We start from the raw sequence: 16,845 nt of genomic DNA on the forward strand, positions 1-16,845 counted from the left end.
GTTTGCCCGGGGTCAATCAGAGAGGACCGGGACGTGCAGCAGGCAGGAACGAACCTCCCCAAAGTGGGCCGGTACAACCGGGCGGTGGTCCTGGACCAGATCCAGCTGGTCGACGGCATCAGCCGGGTGGAGATCGCCCAGCAGACCGGCCTCACCCCGCAGACGGTCTCCGGCATCGTGCGCCGCCTGCTGGACGAGGGCATCGTCCGGGAGGACGGGGCCAGCCGGGTCGCCAGCGGTGGAAAGCCCCGCACCACGCTGCGGCTCAACGCGGAGGCGGGCAGCGCCGTCGGACTGCACTTCGACCCGATCGAACTGACCTGCTCCGTTGTCGACCTGCGCGGACAGCCTCTGGTCGTCAAGAAGCGCCCCACTCCGCCCGGCATCGACCCGTCCCAAGCGGTGACGGCCATGGCCGAGCTGGTCGCCGAGGTGCTGGGCGAAGCGGACGTCCCGCGCGACAAGGTGCTCGGTCTGGGACTCGCCACCCCGGGACCCATCGACCAGGAGCTCGGCATGATCGTCACCCCGCCCCAACTCGCGCACTGGACCCGGGTGCCCATGCAAAAGCTGCTGAGCGATGCCACCGGACTGCCGGTGACAATGGACAACGACGCCACCGCCGCCGCGGTCGGCGAACGCTGGTCCGGCGCAGGCAAGGGCGTGGCGAACTTCGCGTACTTCTTCTTCGGCACCGGCATCGGCGGTGGCCTGATCCTCAACCACCAGGTCTACAGGGGCGGTTCGCTTAACGCCGGAGAGTTCGGCCACTCGTCGGTGCTGCCCGAAGGGCCGGAATGCTACTGCGGCAACCGGGGCTGCCTGGAGCGGCTGGTCAATCCCTCGGCGATCGTGGCCGAGGTGCATCGCCGACTCGCCGACCGGCCCCGAGACGACAGTGAGCTGTCGCAAGCCTTCGACCGGAATCCGGCGTCGGTCGACCATCCCGCGATCCGGCTCGCCGCCGCTGCCGACGACCCCGTCGCCGCCGCCGTCATCGACGAGGCCGCGGAACGCGTCGCCTCGGTCGCTGTCAGCATCGCCAACTTCATCGACGTGGATCTCATCGTTCTCGGCGGTCACGGCATCCAGCACGTGGAGTCGCGCTACGTCGACGTCGTCGCCTCGGCGCTGGCAACCCGACCACTGTCCCGCAGCATCCGGGTCGTCGAGGTCAAGGCGTCGCCCCTCGGTACGGACGCCGCCGTGGTGGGCGCTGCCGCGCTCGTACTGCACTCGACGTACTCGCCGCAGCTGTCCGCTCTTCTCGCTCATTGAACGCAATCCGGGGCGCAGCCCCGCGGTGCCAGAGCCCCGCACGAACGACCGCGCCGCTCCCCGGTGTCGGCGGTTTTCGAGGCGCGGCCCCTGCGGTCCGAGCGCCGAGGTCATCTCGCGGCGCAACGTCGGCTCGCGGATCGCGGGCTTGCCCTGGCACTGCAGGGCCAAAAGGTACTACTGATGACCATCCTCGCAGGCGCTTGCCCTTCTCGACGCGGCGCACGCCCGGCTCGATGCAGAGCGCGCCGAACTGAGGCAGGCCAGGGAGGCCGCCCATGCCATCTCCAGCGAGCCCATCGAAGACGTGCGCGTGTCGGACTCGATGAGCGTCTCCGAACTCGCCATCGCCCTGGGTGTGCGCCCTTCGACGTTGCGGCACTGGCATGCGCAGGCTCTCGTCATCCCGGACCGCGACCCCGTGCGTGGAACGCGGCGATACACACCGACTCAGGTGCGGGATGCGCGGATCGTGCATCAGCTGCGCAAGGCCGGATACCGCATCACGTCCCTTCGGGCCCTCATGCCGGAGCTGCGGCGCACCCGCCGATCGGAGGATGTCGCCTCGGCGCTTGCTGCCAGGGACGCCAGCATCACTGCTCGGTCCAAAGCCCTCCTCGACGGTGCCGCCGCACTGAGTGCTGTGCTCTCCATTCACCAGGCAAACGGCCGGATCGCCGGCCCGTCATAGGTGCCGGCGCCGGCAAGAAAAGCGGGGACGCCCCGCTGCGGCTGATCGTCTTCATGGAGCGGCCACCTGCGCCGCACTCACCCTCGGTGGTGGCGCCTGGCTGGCGGGTCTGCTGTAGCGGTCTGAGGCGCGATCCAGAATTCTTGGAGTTCGGCGGCCCTTGGATGTCGAGAACGTGCCACCGACTCCGTCCCAGGGACACCAGCGGCCACCACCGGCCGCTTGAGGAAGAAGGAGAAACCAGCATGGCGATTCAGCGGATGGACAACGTCGGCATCGTCGTCGAGGACATGGATGCCGCCATCGCGTTCTTCGTGGAACTCGGTATGGAGCTGGAGGGCAGGGCGGAGGTCGAGGGCCTCTTCGCCGACCAGTGCACCGGACTCGACGGCGTCCGTTGTGACATCGCGATGGTCCGGACCCCGGACGGTCACAGCCGGCTCGAGCTGGCGAAGTACCGCAGCCCCGCGGTGATCGGCGCCGGGCCGCGCAACCGGCCGCACAACACTCTTGGCACGCACCGCGTCATGTTCGCCGTCGACGACATCGAGGACACCGTTGCCCGCCTGCGCCCTCACGGCGCCGAACTCGTCGGCGAGATCGCCCGGTTCGAGGACAGCTATCTGCTCTGCTACATCCGCGGCCCGGAGGGCATCATCGTCGGACTGGCCGAGCAACTGCGGTGAGAGACGGACAGGTCAGCAACTTCGCCGCTCTCCATGCTCTGTTGCCTGCTTCCGGCGTACTCCGGCTGCCCTTGTTCGATAGGGACATGAGGTCCACCACGCCATCAGTCCCCAGATCCCGTACGCGGCGCGCCACCGCCTCGCGAGAAGCTTGTCAGTTCCATTGGACGGCAAAGGCAAAGGCAAGGAGAACTCTCTCCTTGCCACTCTCAACGTATAGCGCGCTGGGGGGCTTGCCGCAAGGCCCGGGCCACAGCGCAGAATCGTTGGCCGATGCCACAACCTGCGGAAATGGGGGCACGACGTGCGTGTGTTGTTGTCGACGTATGGGGGACGCGGTGACGTCGAACCGGTGGTGAAACCGGCAGCGCAGTTGCAGTTGTTGCGCGTGCTCGGCGCGGAGGTACGGGGTGCGCGCCGACCGACCCGGCGGCGCGGCCGGCCGACTCGTCAGAGGAAAGGCAAGAAGAGTTGAGGACGCGCTCGACAAGAAGTTCGACAAAGTTGGGGGCGCCGGTGATTCGATCGGCCACCGCAGTGCAACGGCGCACGGCTGCCTCGGAGGTCTCGCAATGATCGAACAGTACGTGCTGGACCTTCAAGAGGTTGACGAGACGCAGGTCGCCGTCGTTGGCGGCAAGGGAGCGCACCTGGGCGGGCTGTCGCGGATCGAAGGCATCCGCGTGCCGGGTGGCTTTTGCGTGACGACGGACGCCTTCCGGCGGATCATGGCGGAAGCGCCGTCGATCGACGACCGGCTCGATCAGTTGTCGCGCTTGAGCCCGGACGACCGGGAGGCGATCCGCACGCTCAGCGCGCAGATTCGCCGGACCATCGAAGAGATTGCCATCCCGGGCGATCTCGCGGCGGCGATCACCGGCGCACTCGTCCAGCTCGGCGAGCAAGCCGCCTGCGCCGTCCGATCCAGCGCGACGGCAGAAGACCTCCCGACAGCCTCCTTTGCCGGCCAGCAGGACACGTACCTGAACGTCGTGGGGCCGACGGCGATCCTCCAGCACGTCAGCCGGTGCTGGGCCTCCCTGTTCACCGAGCGGGCCGTGACCTACCGCCAGCGTAACGGCATCGACCACCGTACGGTCCACATGGCCGTGGTCGTGCAGCAGATGGTCTTCCCGGAGGCGGCCGGCATCCTGTTCACGGCCGACCCCGTCACGGGCAACCGGAAGGTCGCCACCGTCGACGCCGGCTTCGGCCTCGGCGAGGCCCTGGTCTCCGGCCTGGTGAACCCGGACGTCTTCACGGTGCGACAGGGCGAAGTCGTCGCCAAGGCGATCGCCGCCAAACAGCGTGCCGTTCACGCCCTGCCCGCCGGCGGTACGCAAGAGGTGGCGATCGACTCGCAGCGGCAGGAGCAGCCGACACTGACGGATGAGCAGGTCGTACAGCTCGCGCAGCTCGGGCGGCGGATCGAAGCGCGTTTCGGCAGCCCGCAGGACATCGAATGGTGCCTGGTCGACGATGACTTCCAGATCGTTCAGAGCCGGCCGATCACGACGCTGTTTCCCATCCCCGAGACCGGCGACCAGGAGAATCACGTCTACGTCTCCGTTGGTCACCAGCAGATGATGACCAACCCCATGAAGCCCCTGGGGTTCTCGATGTGGCAGCTGACGGCCTTGGTGCCGATGCACGAAGCCGGCGGGAGGCTGTTCGTCGACGTCACCCGGCGCCTGGCCTCGCCCGCGAGCCGCGCCGGCCTCCTGGACGTCATCGGGAGAGGCGATCCCCTGGTCAGGGACGCTCTGGAGACCGTACTCGACCGCGACGATTTCGTCCCGTCGCTCCCGGACACGGGTCCGGGCGGGCCGTCGGCCGGCGGAGCGTCCGCCCCGATCGAGACCGATCCGGCCATCGTCACCGAGCTGATCGAGCGCAGCCAGGCGTCCATCGACGCCCTGGAGCACGACATCCGGACGAAGACCGGACCGGCGTTGTTCGACTTCCTGCTGGGGGCCTTCGAGGAGCACAAGCGAGTCCTCAGTGACCCGCTGAGCATGCAGGCGATCATGGCGGGGATGGAGGCCACGTGGTGGCTCAACGACAAACTGCACGAGTGGCTGGGCGAGAAGAACGCGGCTGACACCCTCACACTGTCAGCCCCCGACAACATCACCTCGGAGATGGGACTGGCGCTGCTCGACGTCGCGGACGTGATCCGCCCGCAGCCGGAGGTCGTGTCGTTCCTGCAAGGCGTCGAGGACGAGGGCTTCCTGGACGAGATGGCGAAGCTCGCGGGCGGGACCGAAGCGCGCGACGCCATCGAGGCCTACCTCGACCGGTACGGAATGCGCTGCGTCGGCGAGATCGACATCACGAGGCCACGCTGGCGCGAACGGCCCACCACGCTCGTGCCCGTGATCCTCGACAACGTCAGGAACTTCGAGCCGGGCGCCGCCGAGCGGCGCTTCGAGCAAGGGCGCCAGAAGGCGCAGAAGAAGGAACATGACGTGCTGTCACGCTTGCGGGCCCTGCCGGACGGGGACCAGAAAGCCGACGAGGCCAAGCAGATGATCGACCGGGTCAGAACCTTCATCGGGTACCGGGAGTACCCGAAGTACGGAATCATCAGCCGCTACTTCGTCTACAAGCAGGCCCTGCTGGAGGAGGCCGAGCGCCTCGTGCTGGCCGGCGTGCTTCCTGAGAAGGAGGACGTCTTCCACCTCACGTTCCAAGAACTCCACGACGTCGTGCGCTCGAACCAGGTGGACGAGGGGCTCATCCAGCAGCGCAAGGACGCGTTCCGGTCGTACCACGCCCTCACTCCGCCCCGGGTGCTCACATCGGAAGGTGAGGCCCTCACCGGGGCGTACCACCGCGACGACGTGCCGGCCGGCGCCCTGATCGGCGTACCGGTTTCCGCCGGGACCATCGAGGGACGGGCCCGCGTCGTCCTTGACATGGCGCAGGCCGATCTCGAGGCGGGCGACATCCTGGTCACGCCGTTCACGGACCCCAGCTGGTCACCGCTGTTCGTCGGAATCGCGGGCCTGGTGACGGAGGTGGGCGGCCTGATGACCCATGGCGCGGTGATCGCCCGGGAGTACGGGTTGCCGGCGGTCGTGGGCGTGGAGCAGGCCACCCGGCTGATCCGGGACGGGCAGCGGCTCCGCGTGCACGGAACCGACGGGTACGTCGAGATCCTTGCTTGACCGACCACACCGAGAAGCCCAATCCGTAGCTTGCGACCGAACAACGCCAAGCAACTTGGTGGCATGGGCCGGCCGGGATCGGCAAGACCGCGCTCGCCCTGCACCCCGCCCACCGAGCGGCGGACCACGGCTGGTTCCCCGGCTGTGTGCTCTTCGTTCCCCTGCGCAGCTACGACCCGGCCGGACCGGTCACTGCCGAACAGGCGCTGGGGGCGCTGCTACGGGCGCTGGGTGTACGCAATGACGACCTACCGCCGCCCCTTGAGGAACGGGCGTCTGTACCAGTCGGAACTGGCCCGCCGCGCGGATGGGGACGGGGCAGTCCTCCGGTCGCCGACGACGCATCCGGCGCCGCGCAGGTCATGCCTCTGGTTCCCGCTCGCTGCGAGCACCGGCTTCTGGTCACCTCGCGCCATACCTTGGCCCCCCTGCCAGCCCGTCTGATCGCCATCGGAGAACTCGCCCCCCGCCCCGCAGCCGGCCTCATCTCCGGCAGCGTCACCCGCGCCCCGCGCTGCAAGAAGCAGGCCGGCTCGAGGCCGCCGCCGTCTACCGTGCCTACGCAGACCCTCAGGGCGAGGCCGAAGCCCGGGGCAGACTCGGCCGCGCCCTGCTGGAACAGGGGCAGTTCGACCAGGCCATTGATGCATTCTCCCGAGCCGCTGCCCTCTTCGGCGCAACCGCCGACCGGAAGATGGAGGGCACGGCATGGACTGACCTGGGCATCGCCCTGGCAAGAGTCGATCGCCTCTATGAAGCCTTCGTTGCCCACACCACGGCGCAGTGGGCGCAGGGCACGCAGTAGTCGGCCCTCCCGTGGGGAGCCGGGAGGGACGGCTGGCCCCCGCTCGCCACAGGCGAGCGGGGTGCGCACAGCATGCACCTGATTCAGCCATTGCGGTAGAGGAGAGACCGGAAACCGTCATCGGCTGTCTGCTGGCGTTCGGCGCATGAGTCACGCCTGACGCGGCGCGTGCGGCCGCTGCCTGGTGCGCAGCGAGCGCCTGCGGGAAGTGGTGGACGCCATCTCCCGTGTCGCTATGCGCGGGCGCGCGGCACTGGCATCGCCGGGGCTCGTCGGCGATGCCGCACAGGATCTCGCATCAAGGTGGCCTGGGACGCCTCCGTACACCGCCCTCGCGACCCACCGCAGTGGAGCGAGATACCGGTACGGCCAGAAACAGGGCCGCCCGTGGCCGTCCCGGCGCTGGGCGGTAGCCTGATCGCAGCGTCCGCCACCAGCCCGCGCTGCGGTTTCCGTATCCCATTGCGCACCACCCTCACGCAGGAGGATGTTCCGCCATGCACCGCGACCGCAGTATCGCCGCCTGGATCCGCCGCTACCGGCCGCGGCCGAACGCCTCGGTGCGGCTGGTCTGTTTCCCGCACGCCGGGGGCTCGGCGGTGGTCTTCCACCCCTGGGCAGCGGCCTTCCACCCGGACGTGGAGATACTCGCCGTCCAGTATCCGGGCCGGCAAGACCGGCTTGCCGAACCGCGCGTCGAGGACCTCCCGGAGCTGGCCAAACAGGTGCTGCCGGCTCTGCGGGCCGCGGTCGGCGACGGCCGGTACGCGCTGTTCGGACACAGCATGGGCGCCACCCTCGCATTCGAGGTGGCCCGGCGGCTGGAGGCCGAAGGCGACGGCCCCGAGCTGCTGGTTGCATCGGCTCGTCGAGCCCCCTCCCGACAACGCGCCGTGCTGGTACACCAGCTTGGCGACGCCGATCTGACCACGCACATTGCCGAGCTGAGCGCCACCAACAGCCGTCTGATGCAAGACCCCCGGGCGAGGGACATGATCCTCCCGACCGTCCGCAGCGATCTGCGGGCGATCGAGACGTACCGCTGCCCACCGGGCCTCGCGCTGCGCACGCCCATCCTGACGATCATCGGAGACAACGACCGCTGGACCACGCTCGAGGAGGCGGAGGCCTGGGCCAGGCACACGCGGGGTGGCTTCGAGCTGCGTGTGTTGCCCGGCGGGCACTTCTATCTGGACGAGCAGGAGGCTCAGGTGCGCCAACTGGTCTCCGCGCGCCTCCGCTGCGAAGCATCGCCGGTTGATCCGGCAGTACGTTGACGTTTGCGGCAACTGGCACGCTGGCTGCGGGCCCCGGCTCCACCGACCCCGACCTCGGCCCGGGCGACGTCCGGTGAACGTGTGCCTGGCCGACCCGGAGGACCGCGAGTTCTGCGTCCTCGTCCCATCCTGACGCGGAGCATTGACGACACCCCGACACGTGAGCCTTGTGTGCTCGTGCGCCATGACTCCGGGTGGCGGGCTGCGGCGCCTCGGTCGATTCGGGCGGCAAGAGCTTGCGTGTCGGGGCGAGATCAGCTCGCTCGCCGACATCAGCACTCAACTCTCCAACTGAAGCGCCAAGTGCCGGAGATCAGCTCTGCGCTCCGGGGGACCTCGTTGGGTCGAGTTACTTGGCGACCAGCAGGCTAGCGCGCCACGCGGTAGCGGAGGTAGACGACTCTCGAGCTGAAGGTGCGGGTCTCGACGAGTTCGAGATCCACCCGGCGCTCGCGCTGGGGAAAGAATGGAATGCCACCGCCAACCAGCACCGGGTGGACCACCGCCCGGTACTCGTCGATCAGACCCAACGCCGCCGCCTCAGCGGCGAGAGTCGCGCCGCCGATCGCGATGTCGCCCTCACCCGGCTCGGCTCGCAACCGCTCGATCTCCTCCGCCAGGCCGCCGGAGGCCAGGCGGGCATTGCCCTGCACCGCCAACAGCGTGGTGGAAAACACCACCTTCGGGAGCGGCTTCCAGATCGCGGCCCACTCGAGCTCTGAGTCGTCGAGCGACGGATCCTGGTCGGCGGTCTCCCAGTACAGCATCGTCTCGTACAGCCGCCGCCCCAACAGGTGAACGCCGACCTCTCGAATCTCGTCGATCCAGAAGCGAAAGACCTCCTCGTCGGGCGCCGTCCAGCCGAAGTCGCCGTCCGGCCCGACGATGTAACCGTCGAGTGAAACGTTCATCGAATAGGTCACGCTGCGCATCAGTAGTCCTCCGGGTGACGGGATCGACAGTACGACCGCCGGACGCCGCAAGACTGATCGCGACTCGCGGGATCCCCTGGGCCGAGTCACTTCAAGAAATCATTTAGTTGAGAAAACCTCACTCGCAACTCGCGGCTGGTTGCAACAAGCGTGACCACTTGGTGCCATCAAGCGAATCCCGTCGACCAGAAACCGCCGACTCACCCCGCCCCGCTGCTTCCAACCATCGTGTCCAGGCTCGCTGGACCTCGAAACCCCAGGGCCTCGTCCCGCCGGAGCGTGACGAGGCCCTCGTCGCGGCGGAGCCGTCCCCCGTGGAGGTGTCCCCTCCCCGCGTTACCGTCGCAAGTCCTCCGCAGAAGATTTCGGGGCCGTCATCCGTAGGAGACGTAGCAGTTGACCCCGTCGGACTCCCGGTAACAGTGCGCGTTCTCGTTGTCGCGGATCTTGGTGTAGACGTTCGCACCGATGCGGTGCCACGTGCCGTGCATGTTGAGCCAGTAGCTCTCGTACTGGAGCGTGAAGGCGTCGGTGTCGTTCCAGACGGTCCAGCTGTAGGTGCGGCCGTTCATGCTGGCGGTCTTGCAGTTGCCGCCGCCGTTGACGTACTTGCTGCCGTCGTTTCCTCCGTTCCAGTTCCAGATCGAACAGTTGCTGCCGAAGCCCACGTTGTGATCCCGGATGTCCTTGGCGATCACGAGGTTCTGGATGCTGTCGTGGCGGATCACATCCCCGCCGACGACGGCGTGGGCCGGGCCGGCGGTTGTCAGGAGCAGGGCCGATCCTGCCGCCACTGTTACGGCGGCACCCCGGACTGCTGCGCGCATGCTCATAGTGTGCTTCCCCCCTGGTGTCGCGTGCGGGACGCTGCGGATGGGTGGTCGGGCCGCGGTGGAGTACGCCGGTCTCGCTGGTCTCGGCTACGGCTCGGCCGGGGCCCGATACTTGCAGCCTCCGGCGCCGCGGCACCACGAAGGCACGGGAAGTTGGAACGCCTGAAACGCCAACCGCGCCTCACGCTGGGGGAATCCGGGACGCTGGAACACCCGGAACCCGGCGGATGCACGCCCTCGCGCTGCCGAGGGCGGTCGGCAGGCGGCATATCCGCGGGCCGCGTGTGAACTTGCCGGGCGGGCCGGGCTCGGTGATGGGACGGGACGGGACGGAGATGCGACCAGGCATGAGGCCACCGCGTCATCCGAGAGCACGCGGCCCGTGTCGCACGCCGCTGTGCCCGCTGTGCCCGCTGTGCACCGGCAGCGAAAGTCGCGTGCCGGTTGACGGAGCACGGTGATAGACAGCCGGTGTGGAAATGACTCTGGAGTTCTCCGTCCTGCTGCAGTTGATCGACGAACGGTCGGTCGCGTTCCGGGGCGCGGTCACCTCCGCGCCCAGCCTCGACGTGCAGGTGCCGACCTGCCCCGAGTGGACGTTGTTCGATCTGGTGCAACATCTGGGCGGGGTGCACCGCTTCTGGGCCACCACCGTCGCTGCAGGGCCTGCCGACGCTCCCCCGGCCGAGACCGCGTCGGAGGGCGCACCGGTTGTGCCCCAGGAGCGCGAGGCCCTGCTCGCCTGGTCGGCCGAGTCGACGAAGCAGTTGCTGAACGCACTGCGCCAGGCCGGCCCGGGTCGCGGTTGCTGGACGTGGTGGGGTCCGTCGGAGTCGCCGCAGACCTCCCGTGCCGTCGCCCGGCACCAACTCCAGGAGATCGCGGTGCACACCTACGACGCCCAGATCACCCTGGGCTCCCCGCAGCCGCTGCCGGAGGAAGCGGCACTCGACGGTGTCGACGAGTTCCTGTCCACCTGCTGCGCATGGACAAGCGCCTGGCCGCACAAGCCCGCTGCCGTCGACTTCCACGCCACCGGGGACGCTCCTGGCGGCTCTCGCTTGCCGCCGACGGCGCACGGACCACCCGACTCCCCACGCCCGGCACAAGGCCCGCCACCGCTGCCGGCAGTAACCCGGCCCCGGAGTCCGCCGCCGCCTCCGCCAGGGGCACGGCCAGTGCGCTGGTCCTCGCCCTGTACGGCCGAATTCCGGTGGACTCCCTGAAGCTCGACGGCGACCGACATCTCTTCGACCTGCTCCAGGCCTGGGAGCCGGAGGAGTAGGACATGACGATGCGTCACCTCGTGCGCCCCGAGGGCATGATTTGCGCGAACGGCTACCTGCGCTCGACCGCCCCGCCGGACGTTGCCCAAGTCCGGAGCCGTGGGCGACGCCGCCTCGGACGATCACCAGTTTGATACCGCGCTCCACGGCAGGCGACGGTACCGAGGGGGGCGCGGACTACTACTCGTAGAGGCTCTGGCCGCGGTGGGCTGGAGCTACCGCTAGGGCTGGCACGCGAGCAATGCCGCCACATGCTCGCTGAAGTCCTCCTGGGGCGTGAAGAAAGGCGAGTTCAGCATCGACGACCTGCTTCTGACGGCGACCGCAATAGGCGGTCTCGGTGTCCAGGTCGCCCAGTGGTTGGGACCTGCCCTCGACCGCACGCGCGAACAAGTCGCCGATCGGCACGCACCGTTCGCCCTGCGCATGGTCGTCGCCGACAGATGAACGCCCGCCCCCCGTCCACCTCTGCGCCGAGGAGCAACCATGCGACCGGCCGTCGTCACCCGTCACGGCGCCGTTCGTGGCATCACCGGCCGGCACGGCACCACCGGTTTCAAGAATATCCCTTACGCCTCATCGCCGACCGGGCCGCTCCGCTTCGCCTCACCTCGCCCACCAGCCGCATGGAACGGGAAACGCGCCGACGCCTACGGCCCCACCGCCCCCAAGCATCCCTTCGCTCCCCCGCTGGACCGTCTCATCCCCGAGGCCGACCCGCACCTGCCGTAGCCCCCTCACGAAACTCGCCGCTCGTGGGTACGGCCGTGCCCGACCCATGGCAGCATGGCGGCAATGGCGGGCTGTTCCGGGGGATTTCATGACTGTCATCATCGGCCTGGTCGGGGTGGTGCTGGGCGGCCTGATCGGCGCCGTGACCAGCTACGTGACCAATCGCTCCAGCATGCTCATCGAGCTGGAGCACTCCTACGACGTGGCCCTGCGGGACAAGCGGCTGGAGCGCTACCAGGTGCTGTTCCACCTCTCCGAGTGCATCCCGCGGCGCTGGCGGCCCGGCACCGAACCGACGCGGGCACGCCTGCTGGAGTTCTGGAACACCTTCCACGACTGGTACTTCGGGCCGGACGCAGGCGGCATGTTCCTGACCAAGACCGCGAAAGCCTGCTACCTGAACCTGCAGAACGCCCTGATCGACGTGGCCCGCGAGGACACGACCGGGACACCTTCCGCCGAGCCGCTCACCGAAGCGGAGTCGCGGCTACTGCGAAGTCTCGCCAGCGAACTGCGTCACCAGCTCGCCGAGGACGTGGGCGCCTCACATCCGCCCCGGCTGCGCTGGTCCCGCGTGGACAAGACCGTGGAAGGACCGGAGCCGACCACGATCCCTGTCCCGTGACGCCGCAGTTGCCGGTGACGACCCTGGACCGGTGCGACTGCCTCTGACGTGGTGCGCCGGTGGGTGGGGCGCTGTGCCCTTCGCCTGCACGGCAGGGAAGTTACGCAGGCGGGTGGCCTCGGGCTTGAGCGCGGCGCGGACGGCGTCTCCGCGGGAGGCAACCACACGTCACACTGGGCGAGTTCACCCGGCTCATTGCCGGTCCGTGACACCGGTCCCTGGCTCGACAGACCGGCCTCAGCTCAAGCGGCCAGGACCGGGCGGCCCGCAGCCGGCCCCGTACGCACCCAAGTGCCCAGGCAGGGCTACGCGAGCAGCAGCTGGCAGATCGGGCTGTCTGATCCGGAGGCAGCCACGGATCTTCTGGACCTCGGGGCGCGCGATCGGGTACGAACTCGGCGGAGGCCCGGCTGACCCACCAGCCCACATGGCCGCGGGTCGGCGCTGAAGCCGTCCTCAGACTCCGTGTTCTGACAGACAACGGCGGTTTCCAAGAGAGAGTCTGGGGCCGACAGCTCGCCCGTGAACGCCTGTATCCCCACCCACGAGCTCCGATACCAACTCACGACCTGACCTCGATCTTCGGGCAGCGCAGGCTACGCCCGTCGTGGGTTCACCCGGCAGTTGGTGTGGAGGTACCCGGCGGGGCCGTTCGTGAAGTCGTAGATCGCGACCGTCCGGGCGTCCTCCAAGGAATCTGCCGGGCGGATCAGGAACCTCAAGGGCATGGAACTAGATGATCAATTCCCAGGGATGCCTGCGGAGGGTGCGGGGTGGGCGGCGGCCGAAGCCACCGTGAGACGGTCAGGCGGCGGGCTGCCGACCCGTGGCGGCGGGCGGTCAGGCGTCAGGGTCGACTTCGGGGTGCGTGAACCGCACGGGCTTGCCCAGCGACCGGGCGTAGGCGATTTCGGCTCGGGTGCTGTCTCCGATGTAGTCGCCGACTACGAGCACCTCATCAGCGAGCCGGATCTTCGCCCGGTGCAGATCGTCGAGTCGAACCTTCAGCGCCTCGGCCTCGACGGGATCGGACCAGAGTTCGTGCGGCGACTTCATGTCACAGCCCGGTTTGACGACAATCTTTCCGGCTTTGGTCTCCCGCAGATCGGCCTCGTTCATCTCGGTCATGAAGCGGGTGGAGCCGCAGATCACGACGATACGCGGGAGGCTCAACAGCTTCTTCGCGTCGGCGAGCTTCTCCTCGGGGGTGAGCAGTTGCGGGTATGACACTGGTTCCTCCTGGTGGCGTGGTCCAAGGGGTGCCTGCGGAGACGAGAACGAGGGTGTCCAAGATCGTTTTGTGACGAACGACGTGGACACCCTCGCGACAGCACTCTATGCGACGACCGACGACCTGCTGAAGGAGCATCCCGACGTGGCGCCGTGACGCCCGCCGGTCGGCATTACGCCCCGCCTGCGCGATGCCGAACTGGTCACCCTCGCCACGCTGCAGAGCTCGACACCGGACACCTCGAAGGCGACCTCGCGCCGCAGACCGACCGCCGCGAACGCCTGGTCCGGCTGGGCACGAGCGGCGCTGCCGTCGGCGAAATCCACAAACACCTCTTCGGCGAGGGAGCGGAGATCCACCTCGTGTTCCGTGGCCAGCGGGTGGCCCGGGGCGACTACCGCGAAATGCCGCCCGTGGTCCCAAGGACTGGCGGGCAGCAGGCAGGAACGCCTGCCCGGCGGTGGTCAGCCGCACCCGGCGGCTGGTCCGATCGAACAGCCGGGCGCCCAGCTCCTTCTCCAGCCGGGCCACTTGGTGGCTGAGCGCGGACTGGACGATGTGGCGCTGCTCGGCGGCGCGGGTGAAGCTGGCGGTCTCCGCCACGGCGAGGACATAACCCATCTGCTGAAGATCCATAGGTCAATCGTGAAACGAGCTGAATCAGATGACAAACATGCGTTGGACCAATGAATGCCGGCTCGGCGATGCTCACACCAGGGGCAGGCCACGACAGCCGGTGACCAGCCACCGCAGAACGGCGAGGTCCGGGGCCGCCGGCCCCCCTCGTACCACCATCGGCGCCCCGGGCGCCCCGACCCCGCGGAGATACCCATGCGCGTGATCGCCTTCGACCATCTCGTCCTCAACGTCGCCGACATCGAGCGTTCGCTCGCCTTCTACACCGGCTCTCTGGGCCTGCAGCCAGTGCGGGTGGAGGAGTGGCGGGCCGACAAGGTCCCCTTCCCGTCCGTGCGGGTGAGCGCGACCACCATCATCGACCTCGTCGAGGAGCCCGCCGAGCGACCGGAGGGCTCCAATGTCGACCACATCTGCCTGGTGGTCGAGCCGCTCGACTGGCAGCAGGTCATCGATTCCGGCGTCTTCACGGTGCTGGACGGTCCCGACGAGCGCTTCGGCGCCCGGGGCACCGCGGTCTCCCTCTATGTGCAGGACCCGGACGGCAACACTGTGGAACTGCGCTGGTATCCGCAGGACGCATAAGAATTTTCCCACGGCGGCCCATTGGTGTCGGCGGTCAGGTAACTATTCATAAGTGACCGGGTTTTCATCCGCGCAGGCCCCCCGGTCACCTTTTTCGTGGCTCCGCAATGGGGCCTCCGGCCTTCGGGTCCGGCATGACTTCCCCCCCTTGTTGTTCATGATCCGGGGGGTGGTGTCACCGGGCCCGGAGGCATCGACGGACCGCTGATGAGGGGCTTGAGCACCGGCTTCACCCAGCGCTCGCCCCCGGAGCGGGCGCACTGCTTCACCCTGGCCTGACATCTCTTGCAGACCCGTCCATGGCCGTAGAACTGTTCCAGGCACTGACGACAGGTAAGCCACGTAGCGCGGCAGCGACTGCACTTCACGCTTGTCCCGCGGAACTGTTTGCCGCACGGGCATACACGGTCCTGACTGGCACTGCTATCTCCCCCATTGCGGCGCCCCCGATCCCCCAACCCTTGAAGTGCTGGAATTCTGAGAGGGGATGGTGCTACCGCCTCAATGGCGCCTTCCTGTAGCCGAGTTGGCAGCTCCGCTCCCGGGTTTCTGGAGCCGTGAGCCCGGATCAAGGCCTCGGTAGCGAGAGGCCGAGCATTCTGCGGGCACCACAGATGCCGGCAGCCGCCGTAGACGTGAAGCCGGAGACTGCGCCGACTGGCCGCGAGATCAGGCAGTTCGGCTCTTCGTGCCGCACCGTGCGGGACTGTCGCCGGGCCGGCACGCCACACGGTTCGCCCTCGCCCTGTCCTGGCCCACCGTTGCAGGCCGTGTCTGCGGCGCCCGCCGGTCCGAAGAGGGGGGTTCAGTCCAAGAGCACGCCGGGGTTGAGGATGCCGTGCGGGTCAAGGGCATGTTTGGCGGCGCGCAGGGCGAGAGCGAAGGGTTCGGGGCGTTGGCGGTCGTAGCCCGGGCGGTGGTCCCGGCCGACGGCGTGGTGGTGGGTGATGGTGGCCCGGTAGCGGTGGAGGATGTCGCCCGCGACGGACTTGAGGTCGTCCCAGACGGCGACTTCGTCGCCGGGCCTGCCGGCGGCGAGCACGGTGAAGTAGGGGGCGGCACCGTCGGGGTAGACGTGGGTGAGGCGGCAGTTGACGGTGGCGGGGTGGCCGGTGATGTGACGTGCGGCGGTGCCGACCTCGGTGCGGACGGCGGAGCGGACACGGGAGGTGCTGGGCGCGGGCACGGGGTGAGTCATCGTTCGGTACTCCAGTGGTTGCCACCAGGAACTTACCTTGAGGTAATTTACCGTAAGGTAATATCGATCTCATGACCACCCCCAAAGGCACGGCCGGCACCAAAGGTGTCCCGCGGGCCCGCCGAGAGCAGCAGATCGTGGCCGCGGCCACCGAGGAGTTCGGGCGTCACGGCTACTCCGCAGCGTCTTTGGCCGCCATCGCCGGGCGCGTCGGCGTCACCAAGACGCTGCTGCATCAGTACTTCGGCGCCAAGCAGGACCTCTACCTCGCGTGCCTGACCCCGGTCGGCGACCAACTACTGGACGCGATGCGCATTGCCATGACGCAGGGCCGAGGCACCACACCGCACACACCACTGCTGGTGCTGCGCAGCATCTTCACCGCGTTGGAGGGCCGGCGCGAGGCATGGTTCGTGCTCTACGACACCTCGCTGCCCCTCGACAGCGGGCCTGCCCGCGCCGCCGAGCGCTACCGGACCGCCATCGACCAACTCGCCGCGACCGGCACCGCCGAGCTGCTGCGCGCGGCGGGATCTACGGACCCACTCGACGCGGACGCGCTCAAGTACGCATGGCGAGGCCTGGTCACCGCCCTGGTCCGCTGGTGGATCAACCACCCCGACCAGACGCCGGACGCGATGGCTGAACGCTGCGCCCGCCTCTTCGCCCTCACCGGCAGAGCCTTCGACTGAAGCCCTGCCCGAGGCCGAAGGCCGACCCCGAGCCACTCCGGGCTCCGACTCGGTACACGGAGGCGGAACACCACCATGCCGGGGGCTACCGCTTGCCCGTCCATGTCGAGGCGGAAGGTGCCGCAGGGAAGGCGCACTTCGGACCGGTGGCAGTCACTCCGGCAACTCCCACCACCCAGCTACACCGT

13 protein-coding genes and 3 pseudogenes are annotated in these 16,845 nt (G+C 68.5%); 11 read left to right on the plus strand and 5 right to left on the minus strand.

What is annotated here, in order from left to right; all coding sequences use genetic code 11:
• Positions 1-33 precede the first annotated feature (33 nt).
• The 5 genes from FBY35_RS01775 (at position 34) to FBY35_RS01795 (ending at position 7,907) form a co-directional block, all read left to right on the plus strand.
• A complete protein-coding gene (locus FBY35_RS01775) occupies positions 34-1,278 on the plus strand; it encodes an ROK family transcriptional regulator (protein ID WP_142212086.1) in 1,245 nt (414 codons plus the stop codon).
• 307 nt (positions 1,279-1,585) lie between these two features.
• On the plus strand, positions 1,586-1,969 hold the full coding sequence (locus tag FBY35_RS01780) for a MerR family transcriptional regulator (protein ID WP_260848466.1): 384 nt from the start codon (positions 1,586-1,588) through the stop codon (positions 1,967-1,969).
• A gap of 245 nt (positions 1,970-2,214) precedes the next feature.
• The gene (locus FBY35_RS01785; RefSeq protein ID WP_142212088.1) at positions 2,215-2,655 is read left to right on the plus strand and encodes a VOC family protein; all 441 of its coding nucleotides are present in this window, start codon (positions 2,215-2,217) and stop codon (positions 2,653-2,655) included.
• 572 nt (positions 2,656-3,227) lie between these two features.
• Entirely contained in the window at positions 3,228-5,825 is a 2,598-nt protein-coding gene (gene rph / locus FBY35_RS01790) for a rifamycin-inactivating phosphotransferase (RefSeq protein ID WP_142212089.1), read from the plus strand.
• 1,302 nt (positions 5,826-7,127) lie between these two features.
• A complete protein-coding gene (locus FBY35_RS01795; RefSeq protein ID WP_142212090.1) occupies positions 7,128-7,907 on the plus strand; it encodes a thioesterase II family protein in 780 nt (259 codons plus the stop codon).
• Between the two features lie 368 nt (positions 7,908-8,275).
• On the opposite strand, the gene FBY35_RS01800 is transcribed toward FBY35_RS01795, so the two are convergent.
• Positions 8,276-8,839 (minus strand): dihydrofolate reductase family protein, encoded by a 564-nt coding sequence (locus tag FBY35_RS01800; protein WP_142212091.1) that lies wholly within the window; start codon positions 8,837-8,839, stop codon positions 8,276-8,278.
• 374 nt (positions 8,840-9,213) lie between these two features.
• Positions 9,214-9,666, minus strand: a complete 453-nt coding sequence (locus FBY35_RS01805; RefSeq protein ID WP_142212092.1) for a hypothetical protein — start codon at positions 9,664-9,666, stop codon at positions 9,214-9,216.
• A 479-nt stretch (positions 9,667-10,145) separates the two neighbouring features.
• Between FBY35_RS01805 and FBY35_RS01810 the strand changes: the two are divergent.
• The 4 genes and pseudogenes from FBY35_RS01810 to FBY35_RS01820 all read left to right on the plus strand — a co-directional run bounded on the left by FBY35_RS01810 (position 10,146) and on the right by FBY35_RS01820 (position 12,315).
• A pseudogene (locus tag FBY35_RS01810) lies at positions 10,146-10,957 on the plus strand (maleylpyruvate isomerase family mycothiol-dependent enzyme).
• A 277-nt stretch (positions 10,958-11,234) separates the two neighbouring features.
• Entirely contained in the window at positions 11,235-11,405 is a 171-nt protein-coding gene (locus FBY35_RS35990; protein WP_160159196.1) for a hypothetical protein, read from the plus strand.
• 39 nt (positions 11,406-11,444) lie between these two features.
• Positions 11,445-11,690: a carboxylesterase family protein gene (locus FBY35_RS01815; RefSeq protein ID WP_142212093.1), complete on the plus strand. Its 246-nt coding sequence runs from the start codon at positions 11,445-11,447 to the stop codon at positions 11,688-11,690.
• Positions 11,691-11,778: 88 nt separating this feature from the next.
• Positions 11,779-12,315 (plus strand): hypothetical protein, encoded by a 537-nt coding sequence (locus tag FBY35_RS01820; RefSeq protein ID WP_142212094.1) that lies wholly within the window; start codon positions 11,779-11,781, stop codon positions 12,313-12,315.
• 840 nt (positions 12,316-13,155) lie between these two features.
• Here FBY35_RS01820 and FBY35_RS01825 read toward each other — a convergent pair.
• Positions 13,156-13,545: a hypothetical protein gene (locus FBY35_RS01825; protein WP_037743720.1), complete on the minus strand. Its 390-nt coding sequence runs from the start codon at positions 13,543-13,545 to the stop codon at positions 13,156-13,158.
• A gap of 225 nt (positions 13,546-13,770) precedes the next feature.
• Positions 13,771-14,182: pseudogene (locus FBY35_RS01830) on the minus strand (LysR family transcriptional regulator); the annotation flags it as partial.
• Positions 14,183-14,377: 195 nt separating this feature from the next.
• Between FBY35_RS01830 and FBY35_RS01835 the strand changes: the two are divergent.
• Entirely contained in the window at positions 14,378-14,767 is a 390-nt protein-coding gene (locus FBY35_RS01835) for a VOC family protein (protein ID WP_142212095.1), read from the plus strand.
• A gap of 805 nt (positions 14,768-15,572) precedes the next feature.
• On the opposite strand, the pseudogene FBY35_RS01840 reads toward FBY35_RS01835, so the two are convergent.
• Positions 15,573-15,920: pseudogene (locus FBY35_RS01840) on the minus strand (FAD-linked oxidase C-terminal domain-containing protein); the annotation flags it as partial.
• A gap of 116 nt (positions 15,921-16,036) precedes the next feature.
• On the opposite strand from FBY35_RS01840, the gene FBY35_RS01845 reads away from it, so the two are divergent.
• Positions 16,037-16,657 (plus strand): TetR/AcrR family transcriptional regulator, encoded by a 621-nt coding sequence (locus tag FBY35_RS01845; RefSeq protein WP_142212096.1) that lies wholly within the window; start codon positions 16,037-16,039, stop codon positions 16,655-16,657.
• The last annotated feature ends 188 nt before the right edge of the window (positions 16,658-16,845 follow it).

The sequence above is a fragment of the Streptomyces sp. SLBN-118 genome (assembly GCF_006715635.1).
Taxonomy (GTDB): Bacteria; Actinomycetota; Actinomycetes; order Streptomycetales; family Streptomycetaceae; genus Streptomyces.